The sequence below is a fragment of the Bradyrhizobium roseum genome (assembly GCF_030413175.1).
Taxonomy (GTDB): Bacteria; Pseudomonadota; Alphaproteobacteria; order Rhizobiales; family Xanthobacteraceae; genus Bradyrhizobium; species Bradyrhizobium roseum.
The window spans coordinates 1618810-1634443 of the sequence record NZ_CP129212.1; the positions used below are offsets into that span (position 1 = coordinate 1618810).

General features: G+C 63.1%; 16 protein-coding genes and 1 pseudogene. 6 read left to right on the forward strand and 11 right to left on the reverse strand.

Going from position 1 to position 15634, the window contains the following annotated elements:
• Position 1 precedes the first annotated feature (1 nt).
• The 5 genes from QUH67_RS07595 to QUH67_RS07615 form a co-directional block, all read right to left on the reverse strand.
• Positions 2-1012: a branched-chain amino acid ABC transporter permease gene (locus QUH67_RS07595; RefSeq protein ID WP_300946064.1), complete on the reverse strand. Its 1011-nt coding sequence runs from the start codon at positions 1010-1012 to the stop codon at positions 2-4.
• Positions 1013-1142: 130 nt separating this feature from the next.
• The gene (locus QUH67_RS07600) at positions 1143-1967 is read right to left on the reverse strand and encodes an AraC family transcriptional regulator (RefSeq protein WP_300946065.1); all 825 of its coding nucleotides are present in this window, start codon (positions 1965-1967) and stop codon (positions 1143-1145) included.
• Positions 1968-2121: 154 nt separating this feature from the next.
• Positions 2122-3372 (reverse strand): ABC transporter substrate-binding protein, encoded by a 1251-nt coding sequence (locus QUH67_RS07605; protein ID WP_300946066.1) that lies wholly within the window; start codon positions 3370-3372, stop codon positions 2122-2124.
• Positions 3373-3795: 423 nt separating this feature from the next.
• On the reverse strand, positions 3796-3924 hold the full coding sequence (locus QUH67_RS07610; protein ID WP_300946067.1) for a hypothetical protein: 129 nt from the start codon (positions 3922-3924) through the stop codon (positions 3796-3798).
• Between the two features lie 171 nt (positions 3925-4095).
• A complete protein-coding gene (locus tag QUH67_RS07615) occupies positions 4096-5145 on the reverse strand; it encodes a LacI family DNA-binding transcriptional regulator (protein ID WP_300946068.1) in 1050 nt (349 codons plus the stop codon).
• A gap of 188 nt (positions 5146-5333) precedes the next feature.
• Between QUH67_RS07615 and QUH67_RS07620 the strand changes: the two genes are divergently transcribed.
• A complete protein-coding gene (locus QUH67_RS07620; RefSeq protein WP_300946069.1) occupies positions 5334-6629 on the forward strand; it encodes an ABC transporter substrate-binding protein in 1296 nt (431 codons plus the stop codon).
• 7 nt (positions 6630-6636) lie between these two features.
• A pseudogene (locus QUH67_RS34835) lies at positions 6637-7336 on the forward strand (PfkB family carbohydrate kinase); the annotation flags it as partial.
• A 78-nt stretch (positions 7337-7414) separates the two neighbouring features.
• On the opposite strand, the gene QUH67_RS07630 reads toward QUH67_RS34835, so the two are convergent.
• The 5 genes from QUH67_RS07630 to QUH67_RS07650 all read right to left on the reverse strand — a co-directional run bounded on the left by QUH67_RS07630 (position 7415) and on the right by QUH67_RS07650 (position 12018).
• Positions 7415-8173: a hotdog family protein gene (locus QUH67_RS07630; RefSeq protein WP_300946070.1), complete on the reverse strand. Its 759-nt coding sequence runs from the start codon at positions 8171-8173 to the stop codon at positions 7415-7417.
• A gap of 332 nt (positions 8174-8505) precedes the next feature.
• Positions 8506-9528, reverse strand: coding sequence for a helix-turn-helix domain-containing protein (locus QUH67_RS07635; protein ID WP_300946071.1), 1023 nt, complete (start codon positions 9526-9528; stop codon positions 8506-8508).
• Positions 9504-10673: a type II toxin-antitoxin system HipA family toxin gene (locus QUH67_RS07640; RefSeq protein WP_300946072.1), complete on the reverse strand. Its 1170-nt coding sequence runs from the start codon at positions 10671-10673 to the stop codon at positions 9504-9506. Before QUH67_RS07640 ends, QUH67_RS07635 begins: the two co-directional genes overlap by 25 nt.
• 419 nt (positions 10674-11092) lie before the next feature.
• Positions 11093-11332: an HGGxSTG domain-containing protein gene (locus QUH67_RS07645; protein ID WP_300947967.1), complete on the reverse strand. Its 240-nt coding sequence runs from the start codon at positions 11330-11332 to the stop codon at positions 11093-11095.
• 26 nt (positions 11333-11358) lie between these two features.
• Positions 11359-12018, reverse strand: coding sequence for a hypothetical protein (locus QUH67_RS07650; protein ID WP_300946073.1), 660 nt, complete (start codon positions 12016-12018; stop codon positions 11359-11361).
• A 352-nt stretch (positions 12019-12370) separates the two neighbouring features.
• On the opposite strand from QUH67_RS07650, the gene QUH67_RS07655 reads away from it, so the two are divergent.
• From QUH67_RS07655 to QUH67_RS07670, 4 genes are read left to right on the forward strand one after another with little or no spacing between them, the layout of a single operon-like run.
• Entirely contained in the window at positions 12371-12652 is a 282-nt protein-coding gene (locus QUH67_RS07655) for a hypothetical protein (protein WP_300946074.1), read from the forward strand.
• Positions 12606-12890: a hypothetical protein gene (locus QUH67_RS07660; protein ID WP_300946075.1), complete on the forward strand. Its 285-nt coding sequence runs from the start codon at positions 12606-12608 to the stop codon at positions 12888-12890. The genes QUH67_RS07655 and QUH67_RS07660 overlap by 47 nt, the downstream gene beginning before the upstream one ends.
• A gap of 1 nt (position 12891) precedes the next feature.
• Entirely contained in the window at positions 12892-13293 is a 402-nt protein-coding gene (locus QUH67_RS07665) for a hypothetical protein (RefSeq protein ID WP_300946076.1), read from the forward strand.
• Positions 13256-13753: a TIR domain-containing protein gene (locus tag QUH67_RS07670; RefSeq protein WP_300946077.1), complete on the forward strand. Its 498-nt coding sequence runs from the start codon at positions 13256-13258 to the stop codon at positions 13751-13753. The genes QUH67_RS07665 and QUH67_RS07670 overlap by 38 nt, the downstream gene beginning before the upstream one ends.
• Before the next feature lie 1075 nt (positions 13754-14828).
• Here QUH67_RS07670 and QUH67_RS07675 read toward each other — a convergent pair.
• On the reverse strand, positions 14829-15491 hold the full coding sequence (locus QUH67_RS07675; protein ID WP_300946078.1) for a hypothetical protein: 663 nt from the start codon (positions 15489-15491) through the stop codon (positions 14829-14831).
• Positions 15492-15634: the final 143 nt, after the last annotated feature.

Below are 15634 nucleotides of genomic sequence, written 5' to 3' on the forward strand. Positions count from 1 at the left end.
GTCAGCGCCTCGCCAACAGGCCCTGCGGCCGCAGCGCCAGCACCAGCACCATGATGAGGAAGGTCACCACGATCGCATAGGTCGGGATGTAGACCGAGCCGAGCTGCTCGGCGAGGCCGATGATCAGCGCGCCGAGCGCCGCGCCGGGGATCGATCCCATGCCGCCGACGATGACGACCACCAGCGAGGCGAGCAGGAAGCGGGTATCCTCGCCGGGCGAAAGCGACTGAAAGGTGCCGCCGACCACGCCCGCGATGCCGGCAAGGCCGGCGCCCAGCGCGAACACGGCGACGAACACGAGCTGGATCGGCACGCCGGTGGCGGCGAGCATGTCGCGGTCGTCGACGCCGGCGCGCACCATCATCCCGACGCGGGTCCGATTGAGCGCCAGCCACATCGCGATACCGATCACGACGGCCGCGACGAAGATCACCAGCCGCACCATCGGGTAGCGCAGGTAGACGGCTTCGCCGGACGATTTGACCGCGGTCACCAGCGGCAGCTCGATCGGGCCGACCAGCCAGTTCGGGGTCTGGATCTGATAGAAATCGCCGCCGAACACCCACAGCATCAGGTCCGCGAACACGATCGAGAGCCCGATCGTGACCATGGTCTGGCGCAGATCCTGCCCTTCCATGCGGCGGAACACGACGATCTGCAGGACGACGCCGAGCAGTGCTACGCCCAGAAATGCGGCGATGAAGCCGAGCACCCAGGAGCCGGTCCAGGTGCTGATGGCGTAGCCGATATAGCCGCCGAACAGGTAGAGCGAGCCGTGCGCCAGATTGACGTTGCGCATCAGGCCGAAGATCAGCGTGAAGCCGCTCGCCACCAGGAAGTAAAGGCTGCCGAGCGTGATGCCGTTGAAGACGGCGTTGAGGAACACCCGCTTGCGGCCGATCGCCTCTTCGAGGCCGGGCGGCCACACCGCAAGGATCAGCCACAGCAAGATCGCGACCGCGATCAGCAGGATCACCGCCCAAGCCGGATGGCGTTCGATGAATCGTGTCACGGTTTTGGTCCGGCCGTCGCCATATCGTCCTCCCAGACGCCGCGGCCTTTTCGGCTCGCGTTTTCAGGGCATCCTAGCGACGTCGCAAAGCCTGCACTTGATTGTCAGTATCTTTTCGCGTTGCTCGCGCTCAGGGCCGCAAGACTTTGGCGGCGCGGCGGTATTCGGTCGGCGCCATCCCGACATTGGCGGCGAAGAAGCGCGTGAAGCCGCTTTGCGAGGAGAAGCCGAGATCGAAGCCGATGTCGGCGATCGGCGCTTCGCTCGCGACCAGCGCGTCCAGCGCCTGCTCCATGATGAGGGTATTGAGATAGAGGTTAGGCGTGACGCCGGTCTGGGTGCGGAACAGCCGGTAGAAATGCGGACGCGACAACCCCGACGCCCGCGCGATCGAGTCCAGTTCGATCTCGGCGCCCGGACTTTCCGACATCAGCTTGATGGATTTGCGAACGCGGAAGTCGGTAACGGCTGTGGTGCGAATCTCCTGCACCGGCTCGGGAATCTGCCAGCTTTCGTCATAGCAACTGTCGATCAACTGCCTGAGTTCGCAATCAAGGGTGCTTAGCGAAGGCGCGCCGCAGACCAGCGCTGCGCATCGGCGAATATGCCGGTCCAGCGTGGCCGTGCGCTTGAAATAGGTACGCCCGAACCGCAGGCTGTGGGCGCGGGCCGCGTCGGGAGCGAACCATTCGGGGTTGACGTAGAGGACGAAGAAGATCGCGCCGTTCTCGACATCGGTGGGAATAAAATTGTGTGGTTCCCAAGGGTTGACGGCCACAATGGAATCTTCTGCGAGCAGCCTTCGCTCATCGCACACGTCGATGCGGGCCGGCGTCCCACCGACATGAAACACCAGATGCCCTTCGCGATGCGCATGCATGTTGAAGGGCCGGTTCAACTGATAGACCGTCGCGCGACCAAACAGGCCGTGGAAGACGGCCAGAGCCTTGCTCATGCCTTCCCTCCCGCGGGGATGTTCTTGTCTTTTTCAACCAGCGTTCAACATCCGCCGCGAGATTGCAAGGAAAGATCAGCGGAAAGATGACGTCCGGCACGGGGACGAACGGACCCCGGCGCGTGACCGGGATCCGTTCGCAAATGCGAAGAGCTCAGTACTTCTTGCACTCCGGAACGGTGCGGCTCGGCAGTCCGATCTTGGCGAACACCGCCGGATCGTAGCCGAGCGTCTGGTTCACGTCGGGAATGACCTTCACGACCTTTGAGAACAACGCGCCCTTGCCGTCATCGACCACTTCGGTGACGAAGTTGGTGCCTATCGCCTGGCGGTTGGAGTCGAGCTTGATCTTGCCGTTCGGCGCGTCGAGCACGATCTTGGCCAGCGCTTCCCGGTACTTCGCCTGGTTGTTGCTGAGGTCGCCATTGACCTCGCGCAGCGCCAGGATGAGCGCCATGGTCGAGCCGTAATAGTTGGTGGCGAGCAGCGAGGGACTCGGGAACCGCTTGGCCGGCGGGAAGGCGTCCTGATAGGCCTTCACGAATTTCTGCCAGTTCGGATCCTCCCAGGTGTCGGCCTGGCCGCTGGCGGCGATGGTGCCGATCAGCGCGTTCTTGGCGTTGCCTTTGGCCGAGAGAATGGTCTGGTCGACCATGATCGAGCCGCCCATCAGGCGCGCCTTGCCACCGGCCTGCTGGTACTGGTTCAGGAAGTTGACGGCATCCGCGCCGCCGAGCCCGAGATAGATCGCGTCGACATCGTCGGGCAGCGCGGCGATCACGGAGGCAAAATCCTTGGTGCCGAGCGGCACCCATTGCCGGTTGGTGACCTGTCCGCCGGCGCCGCAGAACTCCAGCACCAGCCCGAACACCTGGGTGTAGATGAACGAATAGTCGTCGCCGACGGTAGCGATCTTGCGATAGCCCTTGGTCTCATAGGCGTATTTGCCGAGGCCGACCTGCCACTGCGCGCCGTCCATGTTGTAGCGGAAGAAGTTCGGCGCCGGATCGACATAGGTGGTTTCCTGGGCGCCGGAAGCCGCGTTGATGAAGGTCAGCTCGGGCTTGGTCTTGGCAAAGTTCTTTACCGCGATGCCTTCGTCGCCGGACAGCGGCGACAGCAGGATCTGCACCTTGTCCTGCTCGATCAGCTTGCGCACGGCGCGCACGGCCGAATCGGGCGTGGCGTCGGTCGAAGCGATGATGAACTCGATTTCCTTGTCGCCAACCTTCTTGCCGAGCACATTGATCGCGGTCTGGTGGCCGCGTATCCCGTCCTCGCCGAGCACCGTATAGGTGCCTTCGAGGGTCGCGGTGACGCCGACCTTGATCTTCTCCTGGGCCAAGGCGGCGCCGGAAAGCAACAGGCTGCTTAACGCGACGAGTCCCGCACAGCTTTTAAACATCGAACCCCTCCCTTGAATTGTCAGTTATTAGGTCGTCCGAAATCGCAATGCGGCTGCGGAACGCGCAGCCGCGGGTACTGCGACAGGGATCGCCGGTGCGAAAGCTAACCGATGATCGCGGCAGCGCACGCGGCTTCACCCGTTGCAACTTGACCGGTAGTCTCATTTTGCATGTTGCGCCGCGACGGCGTTCGCCACGATGTGGGAGCGACAATTCGGCAATCCGGAATGTGCGCCGGAAGCACTAAGTCCCTGATTTCACCTTGCGGGCGTGGATCAGACAGCACTGCTGTCCCAGTGCGCGGTCCCATGACTGCGGCGGCCACGACGATGCTGCACTGAAGCTAGCCTGCGACAAAGCCGCCGTCGACCGCGACCACCGTTCCGGTCGCATAGTGCCGGTCAGATTGACGTCGAGCACCTTCATGAAGGTCGCGATCTCAATTTGTCGCGCGCCAGAATGCCGGCGCAATTGACCAGCGCGTCGACGCGGCGGTGCCGTTGCGCCAGCGCCGCGACCGCGGCGTCGTCGGTGACGTCGAGCGTGGTCAACTCCAGTCCCGCCTGCGGTTCAGCGGCGTTCGCGCCAGGTCGGCGTCGCTGAAGGCGGTGGCCGTGACCGTCGCGCCAGTTCGAGGAAGCATGTGCTGATGGCCGCGCCGATGTCGCCGGCGCCGCCGATTACGACGGCATGGAAACCTTGCGCTAGCGAAAAAGTGTAGGTCAACGCGATCGTCCGTTGGGCTTTGGGGGAGGGGCCGTTGATTCGCGAACGACGAGCGAATAGTCGATTTCGTGGTGCATGATGGTGTGCTCGCCGGCCAGCCGTCGCACCAGATATTCGCCGGCGCGCTGCCAGGTCTCGCCGGTCGGAACGTGGATGGTGGTCAGGCTCGGCCGCAAATGCCGGCTCCAGTCGAGGTCGTCGAAACCGACGACGGAGAGGTCGCGCGGCACCGAAAAGCCGCTGCGCTCGGCTTCCAGCAGCACGCCGTAGGCGATGACGTCGTTGCCGCAGACGACGGCCGTCGGGCGGTCGTCGAGGCTGAGCAGATAGCGCGCCGCCTCGCGCGCATCGTCCAGCGTATAGGGCACCTCGACATGCCATTTCTCCGGCAATTCGATGCCGCCATCGGCCAGCGCGCGGCGAAAACCGGCGACGCGGGCGCTGGCGCGGTCGTTGTTGCGCTGGAGCGCCGAGACGATCCCGATTCGGACATGCCCGAGTTCGACGACATGCGCGGCGGCGCGGTAGGCCGCAGCCTCATTGTCAGTGCCGACGCAGGGGTAGGGACGATCCGGCCGGTAGATGCCGACATTGATGAAGGGCACGGCGTTGTCGGCCAGCAATTTGCGCAAGCCGTCGTGATGGCAATCGCCGCGCAGCACCAGCCCGTCGACGCCGCGGCCGATCAGGTTGCGCGCCTGTTCCAACTCGGTGTCGAGATCGTAGCCGCTGGTGGTCAGGAACAGCATGTAGCCGACGGAGGAGAGATATTTTTGCAGCGAGGAGATGCCGCGCGCGAACATCGTGTTGTCGATGGTCGGCACGATTGCGCCCAGCGTGCGCGAACGGCGCGAAGAAAGAATGCGTGCGGGCGCGTGCGGGATGTAGCCGACCGCCTCGATCGCCTGCGAGATGCGCGCGCGCAGCGAAGCGCTCACCGCTTCGGGATTGTTGATCGCGCGTGAGACAGACGCCGTCGAGACGCCGGCTTGCGCGGCGACCGCGCGAATGCCTTGCTTCAACGATCCGATGGCGGGCGGGGTCATTCTTTCTTTTGCCCATGTAACGTTACATTTGTAGGCGAATGTTCGCGCAGGTTATCGGGTAATTCTGCGCGATACTAGGCGTCAGGTCGACTCCCTTGACAAGCATGAGGTGACGCCTAGTGTGAAAACGGTTTCAAAAAGGGGCGGGCTGACGAACGGGGCAGGCAAGCCGGGTCAGGGAGGACTCCATGAACGCCAGGACGTTTGCGGCGTGCGCAGCGTTGCCGGTTCTCGCCGTCGCCAGCGCGCCGGCGCACGCCGCCGATTTCGAGTGGAAGAAATTCCAGGGCAAGACCGTCACCTTCCTCGCCAACAACAACCCGCTGGCGCTGGCGCTGTTGAGCTTTAAGGCCGATTTTGAAAAACTGACCGGCATGACGCTCAAGGTCGACGGCTACCAGGAGCAGCAGATGCGGCAGCGCCTGGTCACGGTCATGAACGCCCGCAGCGACGAGGTCGACGTGTTCATGACGCTGCCGTCGCGCGAGGGCGAGCAGTTCGCCGCCGCCGGCTGGTACGCGGATCTCGCAGCGATGTCGAAGGATGAGGCGGCGAAGGAGTATGATCTCGCCGGCCTCAGCCCGGCGCTGCTCAAGGCCGGCACGTTCAACGGCAAGCTGACCAGCATGCCGATGAACATCGAAGGGCCGATCCTTTATTACCGCACCGATATCCTCAAGCGCTGCGGCGTCGAGAAGCCCGCGACCATCAAGGACATCGAGGCTGCGGCGGAGAAGATCAAGGCTTGCGACAGCACCATCACGCCGTTCGTCTCGCGCGGCCTGAAGCCCGCGATCGCCTACACCTTCAGCAATGTGCTGCACAATATCGGCGGCACCTACATCGTGAACGGAAAATCCGCGCTCTGCTCGCCGAAGGGCAAGCAATCGCTGGAGACTTATAGCCGCCTGCTGCGCGACTTCGGCCCGCCCGGCGTCGTCAACTACAGCTTTCAGCAGATCTCGGCGCTCTATCGCAGCGGCCGCGCTGCGATGTCGTTCGACTCCTCCAATGAGCTGCGCACCGTGATGGACGGCGGCGAGCGGCTGAAGGACACCGGCCTCGCGCCGTTCCCGGCAGGCGAGGCCGGGCAGGTGCCGACCGCGATCGGCTGGGGCATGGCGGTGTCGGCTTACAGCAAGCAGCAAGGCCCGGCCTGGTATTTCGTGCAGTGGGCGACCAGCCCGGACGTCCAGAAGCGCATGGCGCTGCAGGGCATCGCGCCGCCGCGGCCGGCCGTCGCCAACGATCCCGAGTACCGCAAGTGGATCGAGGCCGAGCCGGTACGCAGGGAATGGCAGGCTGCGCTCGACGTGCTCGCCGAGAAGGGCTCCTCGGAAGTCGGCTACCCCATCGTCGCCAATCCCGAGTCGCGCGAATTCATCGGCCAGGCCGTGCAGGACCTGATCCTGAAGCAGAAGACCGTCGATCAGGCCTGCGCCGATGCCGACAAGGCGCTCGATGCGCTGATCGCGCAAAAGTAACGCCGGCATGAGGGGAAGCGGGGGCACGGCGGACGCGGCTGCGACATTGACGCAGGACCGGCAGCGGCTGGAACTGTCGGCGCTCTCCGCGCCGGCGGTGATCTTCACCGTTTTCAGGTTGTTCGCGGACGGACGCTCCTCGATGTCCGGCATCATCGTCGACAGTCTTGGCGAGCGGCAGATCGTGAACTTCCGCGGGTGGTTTCCGGAAGCTGCCGATTGCCTGCCGCTCGACAACGTCGCCAGGGCCTCTGCGGTGCTGGCCGATCCGCGCTGGGTCGATGGCGCGGTGGCGCTGTTCGGCAAGGCGCGCGCTGGGCATTCCGACCGTACTCGATGGCGATGTCGCCGACGCCGAGGTGTTCGAACGGCTGCTGCCGCTGATCGACCACGCGATTTTCTCCGAACCCGCGCTCGCAGCCTTTGCCGGATCGGCGGACGATGTTTCGCTGGACACGCTCGCCCGGTTCAACTGCCGCGTCGTTGCCGTCACGCGCGGCGGCGAAGGCGTGAGCTGGTACGAAAACGGCCGCCCGCAGCACCGCGCCGCCTTTCCCGTTTCCGTCGTCGATACGACAGGAGCGGGCGATGTCTTCCACGGCGCCTACGCGCTGGCGATCGGTGCAAGCCTGACCGTGCCGGATGCCATGGCGTTCGCGTCGGCTGCCGCCGCGCTGAAATGCACCCGATCGGGCGGCCGCAACGGATATCGTGTCGATCGAACGATACCGCACGCTGTAGGGGCCAGGTGCCCCCGGCGAGATGGATCGTCCCGGCTGCGGCCTTCAGGCGCGGCCAAGCTGTACGTCGCGATCGACTGCGATCCAGGTCGCTCGGGCCACGGCCAGCAACGTTCCGTTTTCGCCATGGACTGCGGCTTCGCCGACGCGTTTGCGGCCGTCGCGGCCGGCCTCCCAGGCCGTGATGACGCAGCGCTCTCCCGGATGCGGCCGTGTCTCGATCCGTGCCGACATCCGGCCGAGCAGGATCGGCGTGCGGTCGAAGCGGCCGCTCTCGCGGTCATGAGAGGAAGCATAGCCCGTGGGACAATCGAGCGCCGACCAAAGAAATTCGGGCGCAACCCGTCCGTCTTCCGCCGCCAAGGTCGGATCCGGCGTCCAGGCCGCCGCGAACACGGCCGAAGCGGTGGGCGGTTGACGCGCCAGTAGTCCCGGAAAAATACGAAGGCCGTCGCCAAGCGCCCGCGCCGGACCGCACACGAAACAGGTCGGCAGCGGATGCTCATGCGGCTTGATCGGCGTGGTCAATTCGGCCGCGCAGGCTTCGTCGAAGCTTGCCTGCTCAAGGCGCGCAAGTTCGACGGTGGCCGATCGGGCGGTGGCAACGACCGTGGCGCCGTCGCGAAGCTCCCATGCCGTGCCGTCGGTCGCGACGGCATCGAGCCGCCTGTCCAGCGGAGGCGGCGCGCGTAACGTCACCTCGGCGCCGCCCTGAATATGTGCGGCCAGCCGGCCGCAGACATATCCGCCATTTCCGGAGTTCGGCGGACCGCAGTAGCGCTTGTCGATCATGATCGATGGCATGCGTTCTCTCCTCGTTCGCCGTCGTCGGCGTGCGCGCTGTCTTGAGGACGTTTTCCGTGAACCGTCCGATAGCGAGCGCGCTCGACCGGCGCCGACTGCTATCATCGAACCGTCCCCTGTGCGTCCCCTTGCTCTAGCCGCGGGCCGTGAGCACGTTATCACTCCAACCGTCTGCTCGAACCTTGAATTCGAGTTTGTCTGCTCTCGCCAGCAGCTCTAGATGGCTCCTTCCTTCGCCATGCCTGAGAACATTCACGGCAAGCCGGTAGTCCATCAATAATGCCGCAAGCTGAAGTTTGTCGTGCTGTCGGAATTGATCGGCCGTAAGCAACCTAGCTCCTTACGGAGTGCAATGAATTCTCCGTGAGGCGCCCAACTTCCGCCCGAACGCGCTCAACGGAAAGTCCGCTTACTCCAAATCTTTCAAACAGCGAAGCGACGAGCGGATGGAGCACGTCAGCTAGCTTTTCCTTAATGTCCTGAATCGTGGCGGTCGTTTCGAGCACGGCTTCGTCGCTGCGCGCGGCCCCACCCTCAAATATCAAGTCACTGGACGGGTTACCCCAGTTGCGAAGAACGCGTCCCGTCAGGCCCGAGTAGTGCGCGCGCATGCGGACCTTGATGTCCGCCGCGTCGCGCTTCATGAGCGTCGCGAGTTCGGCTGCATGCAGGAGTAATTCACCCATGCGCCAAACCGGTAGAGTCGTGTCAAAGATTGTTGCCGGCGCAAAGGTATCCTGCGAATCTTCTTGGTAGCCACGGACAATAAGGGCGCGGCCAGATGGAGCGACGCGCCAAAAATCGCAATGGGCGGGATCGCCCAAGGGACGGTTGGCACCCGTCTCATCCGTCGGCTTAAGCCAGCATTCGATCGTGCCATCCTTCTCATAAGGTGCGAGTTCGTGCCTGGTGAGAAACAAGAACAGTGGCCAACCGGTGTGGCGAATGACGGCCTTCTCCAGAATGTCTTTGAATTTGTGCAGCTCGAAGGTCGGAAGATCGCCTTCCAACGCGTAGTCAAATTGGTATGAACCGGTGGGAAAACGCCCCGGCGAATTGTCGGGAAGATTTTTGGTCAACTCGCGCCAACGCGTGAGAGCGTCAGATACAAAGGCTCCCTGAACGCTGTTGGAGTCGCGTTCCACGACAAGACCAACCACGCGCAAAATATCGAACACCTTGGCGAGTGTGAGCGTCTCCTCACCACGATCGAAGGCGACTATGGTTGGAATGGAGACGCCCGCCAATGCAGCGTGCTCTTTTTGCGTAAGCTTCTCGGAACGTCGGCGGCGTATCGCTTCCGCGACAACCAATTTCCAATTGAGAGCTTCTACTCTTCCAGGATTCGCAGGCATGCGCCCCTCACAATGTCAGAATACCGATGAACGAACCCATCGGGCGGCTCGCCGCGCGGGGGCTCGATGATGCGAGCAGCTTTTTTGACGCGTGCTTTGATATCTGTACGCGCTTGGTCCACCGCAGCCTGAGACAGGCCGATGCGTAGGCCGAATGAAGACAGCAGGGGCCACGCAACTTCGTCCAAGTTGGGTTTCTTGCCATCGATCGAAAGCGCGATGTTTTGATCGTAGCCATCATAGAGGGCCGTGTTCAGGATGTCGTAGGCGGGCGACAGGCGAAGACCTTGCGGTGTTTCAAGCAACGAGAAATTCTTCAGATGGGCATCGCAATTGCCGATCAGGACAAAGACGATCACACGGCGGAAGAATTTTGAAAGGTCAATTTCAGGTCGAACCGAATGTTTTTTGAGAGCCGTGGCGACCTCCTCATAGGAGGCGTCGTACTTGCCGCTAAAATCGGCTCCTCGCGGCTTGACGAGTATCTGCGCAAAGTCCTCGAGCCGGAGCTTTTGATTATCCTGCGTACGATCGAAGCGCGTGACGACGAGGCCAACTTCGTCGAGCTTAGAGACTTGTCCTTGCGTAAATGTGTTCACTTCATCGGCGCCAAGCAAAGCGGCTGCCCAACGCAAACTCAGGGCTTCGTTGCGGACAAGGCTGTCGAGCCGCTCTGAATTGAATTTCGCAATGTAAGGAGCAGGACCGGTCGCGGCGGCCGGGGCAAAATGATCGCCCTCTTCGACAACAAGCAACTTGCGCTGTACGCCAGAGATCGTGCGGCCTGGGTTGGCCGTTGCCTCCTTGACCGGCGGAAGGTTTTGCGCAGCGCCGTTCTTGTCGCGCACACTGACGGCGCCAATACAGTCGGCGCCAAAACGTAACAGCAGCCCCAAGTCATCCTGCTCCTGAAGATGGGCGACGTGGGTTTGCTTATCGCGAAGCCAGCCTTCGGGGCCGAGATGTTGAAAAAAGGGGTGCAACCCTTGCTTCCATTCATGCTCGCGCCGGCTGACGGGAAAGCAGCAACCGATTTCGGTGTTCCAGTCGGCGTTATAGGTGAAGCGCGAACCTCCGGTGGCGGTTTCGTCCAGGGTTCCGACTACCTTGTCTTTGAACAGGATCTCTGCGCTTCTAGCGGTCATGCTAACCCTTGCCTTAGTCCAGATAATTCCTGCTCTGAAGATAAACTTCAGCTTCTCTTTTGATCATTTTACATATATGAATAAGCTATAGATTACTTGCAATGGCCTAAGGCTGGATTAAGAAGCTTTAGTTTATCAGAGCTGCTATATTGTTCAAAGACTTACCTGTGGATGAGTGATCCGTTGGTGGAGACCTTAGCAAAAGAAGCATTGATATCAGAACAGATGCGGAACAAAACGCAATATACCTAAGGAAACATACCAACCACCTCAAATCGCGGCCCCAGCGGCGACGGGCGGCGCTGGGCCTCAGTTCGAGGCCAAGGTTGGAATTACGGGAATTACGGTGCCAGTGCACTTAACTTGCGCGCGGTAGATGCAGCTACCGACGCAACGCTCCAGCCGCAGCCGTGAGCCCATCATCCCTTCAACTCTCGCAGCAGTTTCCGCGCGTCAGCCAGCAGCGCCTCGATCCGCTTACGTCTGTTGATCGCCCTTCGTGTGAACCGGCCGTGCTTGCGAGCGTTCCGGTTTCGCCTCGGCGCGCCTGATTTCGCTGCGCCGCCGTGCATGCGGCAGCGTCGTTTGCCGCGCACCGCCGGCGAGCGGCAGGATCCGCCGCGGCGGGTTTTGGCGCCGCAGCGCGGGCTCGCCAGCATCGGCGCAGTATTACGGACGTGATCGCTCACGCCTGCGCTTCCGGTTTTGCAGCCACACGCGCGGACTTGCGTGCGCGCGCCGGCTTCGCCCGGTGCTTCTTCGCCCGCTCTCGAGGTTGCTCCGCGATGATTACCTTCGCATGCTGCGTAACGTTGCCGACGATGGCCTTGCCGCCGTCCTGGACCGATACGTTCTGCACGGTAACGGCAGGTTCGCCGTTGGTGCGGTAGCGGCTGAGCGCGTCGATCTGCGCCGGAAAGGTTCGGGCCAGCCTGCCCAGCGCCCGCGCGGCGCTGTCCTGGCGCGCAATGTCTTCGGCGCCGGCGAGGTGATAGGCGCATCGCATCGCCAGCACGTGGACCGACACCATCTGCGCCACCAGCATGGCCTCGATGGAATCTCTCGGCCGGATGCTGCGCACCATCGAGATCATGAAAGCGAGATTGTTCGCGTCGGGCTTCTGCCCCTTCGAACTGGCCCGCGCCAGCTGCCTGAGCAGGCCATGCATCGCATCGCGATCAACGGCGCCTAAGGCGTCGGCCATGAGCCGGTCGCCGAGCTCGGGATCCGGATGGTCGATGGCGAATCCCTCCGGCGAGAATTTTATCCGCGGCGGTGCGGTGGCTTCGTTCGATCCGGCCTTAGCGACTGGTGCGGTATTTTCGAGTTCGGCCATTGTGTTCATCTCTGTCTCTTCTGAGTGCGGAAGGCAGGCGTGTACGGCGCGGCAAGCCGCCGGCGGTCCTTCGCCGTCGGGAACCGATGTCATTTCAGCTGTGAGGATTTTCGGGTGTCGTTGCACTGGACCACGGGCCGGGCCCTCGGGCGATTTCCGCAAAGGTCGCGACGATGCCCCGGCGCATCACCTCCACACGCGTGAGCTGGAACCGCCTCGGCAGACAAAGCCGTGTAAGCTAACCCGCTGACCCCGAGTAATTTTGTAGGGACACTTTGGGCTTCTAGGTCCGGAAACTGTGGACTCTCGGAACTTCGACCGTCACCATTCCTTCGCGAATCGCTCAACCACAGGTACATGCATGGCTGCAGAAGATCCGGACTACGCGATTTGGCTGCCTGTAATCGGGAAGAGCCTAGCCTACCTGTGCCTGAGCCACGCAGTGAAGGAGCACCCCGTCAAACTTAAGGAGGTGTTGCCGAAAGTCGAATTCCTTGAGGCGCTCGGGGTGCCGACCAGGGACGCAGCGCACGCTGCCGGCTCCAGCGTCGCGTCCGTTGCCGAACTCCGCCGCCTCGCGAAGAGAAGGAAAGCTAATGGCAAGAAAGGCAGCAAGAAAAGCGCGCGCCCCGACCGCCGCTGACGACGGCGAGCAGCGGCAGCAGGGGACGCCGGCGCTCGACCGGATCGCGGCGCTGCTTGGTCTCTACGTCGTCAAGGACATGGAGGCCGACGAGGCTTCCGTGAAGCTCGGCAACGTCGGCTTCTCCGACAAGGAGATTGCCGCCCTGATTGGTGTGACCGTCGGCTACGTCAGGCTCGCCCGCTTCCGGGCGAAGAAGAAGGGCGGCCGCAAGCCGCGCAAGAAGAAGGCCGCCTGACGTGGCTAAGATCGACCAGCGTCTGATCGAACGTCTCGGCGACAAGCTCGGCATCGGCCCGGCGGCCGTCTACGCGCGCATAGCCAAAGTCGCCAATGAGATGATGCTCGACCGGCATCTGGCCGCGCTGGTGCTGGCGGGACGGCACCATATCAACACCAACAAGTATTCCACGCCCGAGCAGCGCGCCGAGATCCGTGGCGCACAGCGGGGGCGTGGCGGCGGCTTCGAGTTCGATGTCGAAACGGAGATCGTCGAGCGTGCGCCGGCTCGCCGTCCGGCGACGAAGGCCAAGGCCGTGAAGAAGCGAGCCAAGGACAACACAATCTTTCGTTCACGGCCGCGACGAGGCGATTCGCAAGAGCATGTTCGACTTCCTCCGGGCGCTCAACTTGAACCCTAAGGAATGGGACCACGTTCTGCGCGAGGCCCGCGGCAACAATCCGTTCATCGGCAACGCTCTCGACGAGGTTATGGAGAAGGCCCAGGCCGTCGTCGTCATGTTCACGCCCGACGACTTGGTAACGCTGAAGGAGCAGTTCCGCGGCGCCGACGAGCGCAACACGGAGGGGCAAGCGCAGGGGCAGGCTCGGCCGAACGTGCTGTTCGAGGCCGGCTTGGCGATGGGCCGACACGCCGAGAAGACCGTGTTGGTGCAGATCGGCAAGGTGAAGGCGTTCTCGGACGTGGCCGGCCGCCACATCGTTAAGCTGTCGGAGACAACCGAGAGCCGCAACGACCTCGCCAACCGACTCGAGAAGATCGGTTGCAAGGTCGACAAAGTCGGCCGCGACTGGATGAAGGCGGGCTACTTCGTGCCCACCGAGCCGAAGCCGGTCAAGAAGAAGCGCGCCGTCCGCTAAGCAGGCGCGGAGAGAAGACCACGGCCAAGGCGAACGAGCCTTACCGATATTGCGTAGTCGAAAGCTACTACCCCGGCAACACCTCCGGGCTACATGGTCCCGTCCACATCCGGCCGGTGCCAAGCGAACAATTTCCGACCCAACTTCGGGTCGAGTGCAGCAAGGATTTGATGAACCCGCGGATGCATCCGGTCGGCATGCGCTTCCGACTGCGCGTCAAGCTTACCGACTGCGAGGGCGGCCGCGAATTTTCTATTCCTATTTCAGATGGCCTGTCGAGATACTCGGCCCGGGCAAGGCCTGATCTATGTCGGAGGGTCCTGCTGCGCGACTCAGGCCACTTAAGTCCGAAGGCGGCTGCCGATGCCGCCTTGCCCCGGCGTTCGGTGCCGGTGACGCCGCAGTGCCATCCCCATTTGCGGGTGCGTCTTCGGCACGCCGGCCCCTTCACCGGCGGGCCAGCACGGTCAGATCAGCCACCCTCGCGGGGGTAGACAAAGTTGTGAGGGGCAACCATGATGCGCGCTTCGGGTTGACTGCACTGCGGAGAGCTTACTCATGAACAAGTTCGCCATTATCGCGGTTTCCATCATCGCGAGTTGTATCATTGCGGAGCCTGCCAAAGCACAGGTGTTCTGCCCTTTCAATTACCTTCCAGTCTGTGGGACAATGCCGAACGGGTCTCGGCAGGATTTTACAAACGCCTGCTTCGCACAAGTTGCCGGCGCAACGCTCATTCGGCTTGGTCAGTGTAAGGGCGGCAAGCGAGCCGAAGGAATACCCCTCCAGCGGGTCGAGGGATTGCCACTTCCATGGCCATTTCCGTGGTTCACGCCGGTCGAGCCAACGGTCCAAACGGCTCGCGTCCGCATCCGGACTGGCGTAGTGGAATAGGCGGGCAGCACCCGGGTCAGCTTGGTGACACGAGCAGCCTGACCTTCCAGTCGGCGCCCCGCCATGCATGCGACAGCGTCGTTTGCCGCGCACCGCCGGCGAGCGGCACGATCGCCGCAGCGGGTTTTGGCGCCGCATCGCGGGCTCGTCCGCATCGGGTCTGTGTTGCGGACGTGATCGCTCACGGCTGATCTTCCGGTTTTGCATCCGCGTGACCAGGCCAGCGTGCGCGCGCATGCTTCGCCTTGCCTTTCTTTACACGATCCGTCCGAGGTTGCTCCGCGATGATCACGTTCGCATGCTGCGTAACGTTGCCGACGATGGCCTTGCCGCCGTCCTGGACCGATACGTTCTGCACGGTAACGGCAGGTTCGCCGTTGGTGCGGTAGCGGCTGAGCGCGTCGATCTGCGCCGGAAAGGTGCGGGCCAGCCTGCCCAGCGCCCGTGCGGCGCTGTCCTGGCGGGCGATGTCTTCGGCGCCGGCGAGGTGATAGGCGCATCGCATCGCCAGCACGTGGACCGACACCATCTGCGCCACCAGCATGGCCTCGATGGAATCTCTCGGCCGGATGCTGCGCACCATCGAGATCATGAAAGCGAGATTGTTCGCGTCGGGCTTCTGCCCCTTCGAACTGGCCCGCGCCAGCTGCCTGAGCAGGCCATGCATCGCGTCGCGATCGACGGCGCCCAAGGCGTCGGCCATGAGCCGGTCGCCGAGCTCGGGATCCGGATGGTCGATCGAAAATCCCTCCGGCGAGAATTTTATCCGCGGCGGTGGGGCAGTGCTGGTGGGGCAGGTCGCGGCGACCGGCGTCGTGGGCTCGGGTTCGGCGATTGGGTTCATCGGTCTCTCCTGTGGACGCGCGGAACGGCGCGCGTGCCGCATGGCGATGCGTCAGCGGTCGCGCGCCGTCGCGAGGCGGCGTCATGTCAACGATGGGGATTTGAGGATGTCTACGCGCTGGCCTGGTCGGCGGGGACCACCCG

What these genes read in the sequence shown, in the direction of transcription:
- QUH67_RS07600 (WP_300946065.1), bottom strand. Translation starts at nt 1,967, where the DNA reads ATGAGCAAGGCTCTGGCCGTCTTCCACGGCCTGTTTGGTCGCGCGACG.
- QUH67_RS07605 (WP_300946066.1), bottom strand. Translation starts at nt 3,372, where the DNA reads ATGTTTAAAAGCTGTGCGGGACTCGTCGCGTTAAGCAGCCTGTTGCTT.
- QUH67_RS07615 (WP_300946068.1), bottom strand. Translation starts at nt 5,145, where the DNA reads ATGACCCCGCCCGCCATCGGATCGTTGAAGCAAGGCATTCGCGCGGTC.
- QUH67_RS07620 (WP_300946069.1), top strand. Translation starts at nt 5,334, where the DNA reads ATGAACGCCAGGACGTTTGCGGCGTGCGCAGCGTTGCCGGTTCTCGCC.
- QUH67_RS07630 (WP_300946070.1), bottom strand. Translation starts at nt 8,173, where the DNA reads ATGCCATCGATCATGATCGACAAGCGCTACTGCGGTCCGCCGAACTCC.
- QUH67_RS07635 (WP_300946071.1), bottom strand. Translation starts at nt 9,528, where the DNA reads ATGCCTGCGAATCCTGGAAGAGTAGAAGCTCTCAATTGGAAATTGGTT.
- QUH67_RS07640 (WP_300946072.1), bottom strand. Translation starts at nt 10,673, where the DNA reads ATGACCGCTAGAAGCGCAGAGATCCTGTTCAAAGACAAGGTAGTCGGA.
- QUH67_RS07645 (WP_300947967.1), bottom strand. Translation starts at nt 11,332, where the DNA reads ATGCTGGCGAGCCCGCGCTGCGGCGCCAAAACCCGCCGCGGCGGATCC.
- QUH67_RS07650 (WP_300946073.1), bottom strand. Translation starts at nt 12,018, where the DNA reads ATGAACACAATGGCCGAACTCGAAAATACCGCACCAGTCGCTAAGGCC.
- QUH67_RS07655 (WP_300946074.1), top strand. Translation starts at nt 12,371, where the DNA reads ATGGCTGCAGAAGATCCGGACTACGCGATTTGGCTGCCTGTAATCGGG.
- QUH67_RS07660 (WP_300946075.1), top strand. Translation starts at nt 12,606, where the DNA reads ATGGCAAGAAAGGCAGCAAGAAAAGCGCGCGCCCCGACCGCCGCTGAC.
- QUH67_RS07670 (WP_300946077.1), top strand. Translation starts at nt 13,256, where the DNA reads ATGTTCGACTTCCTCCGGGCGCTCAACTTGAACCCTAAGGAATGGGAC.
- QUH67_RS07675 (WP_300946078.1), bottom strand. Translation starts at nt 15,491, where the DNA reads ATGAACCCAATCGCCGAACCCGAGCCCACGACGCCGGTCGCCGCGACC.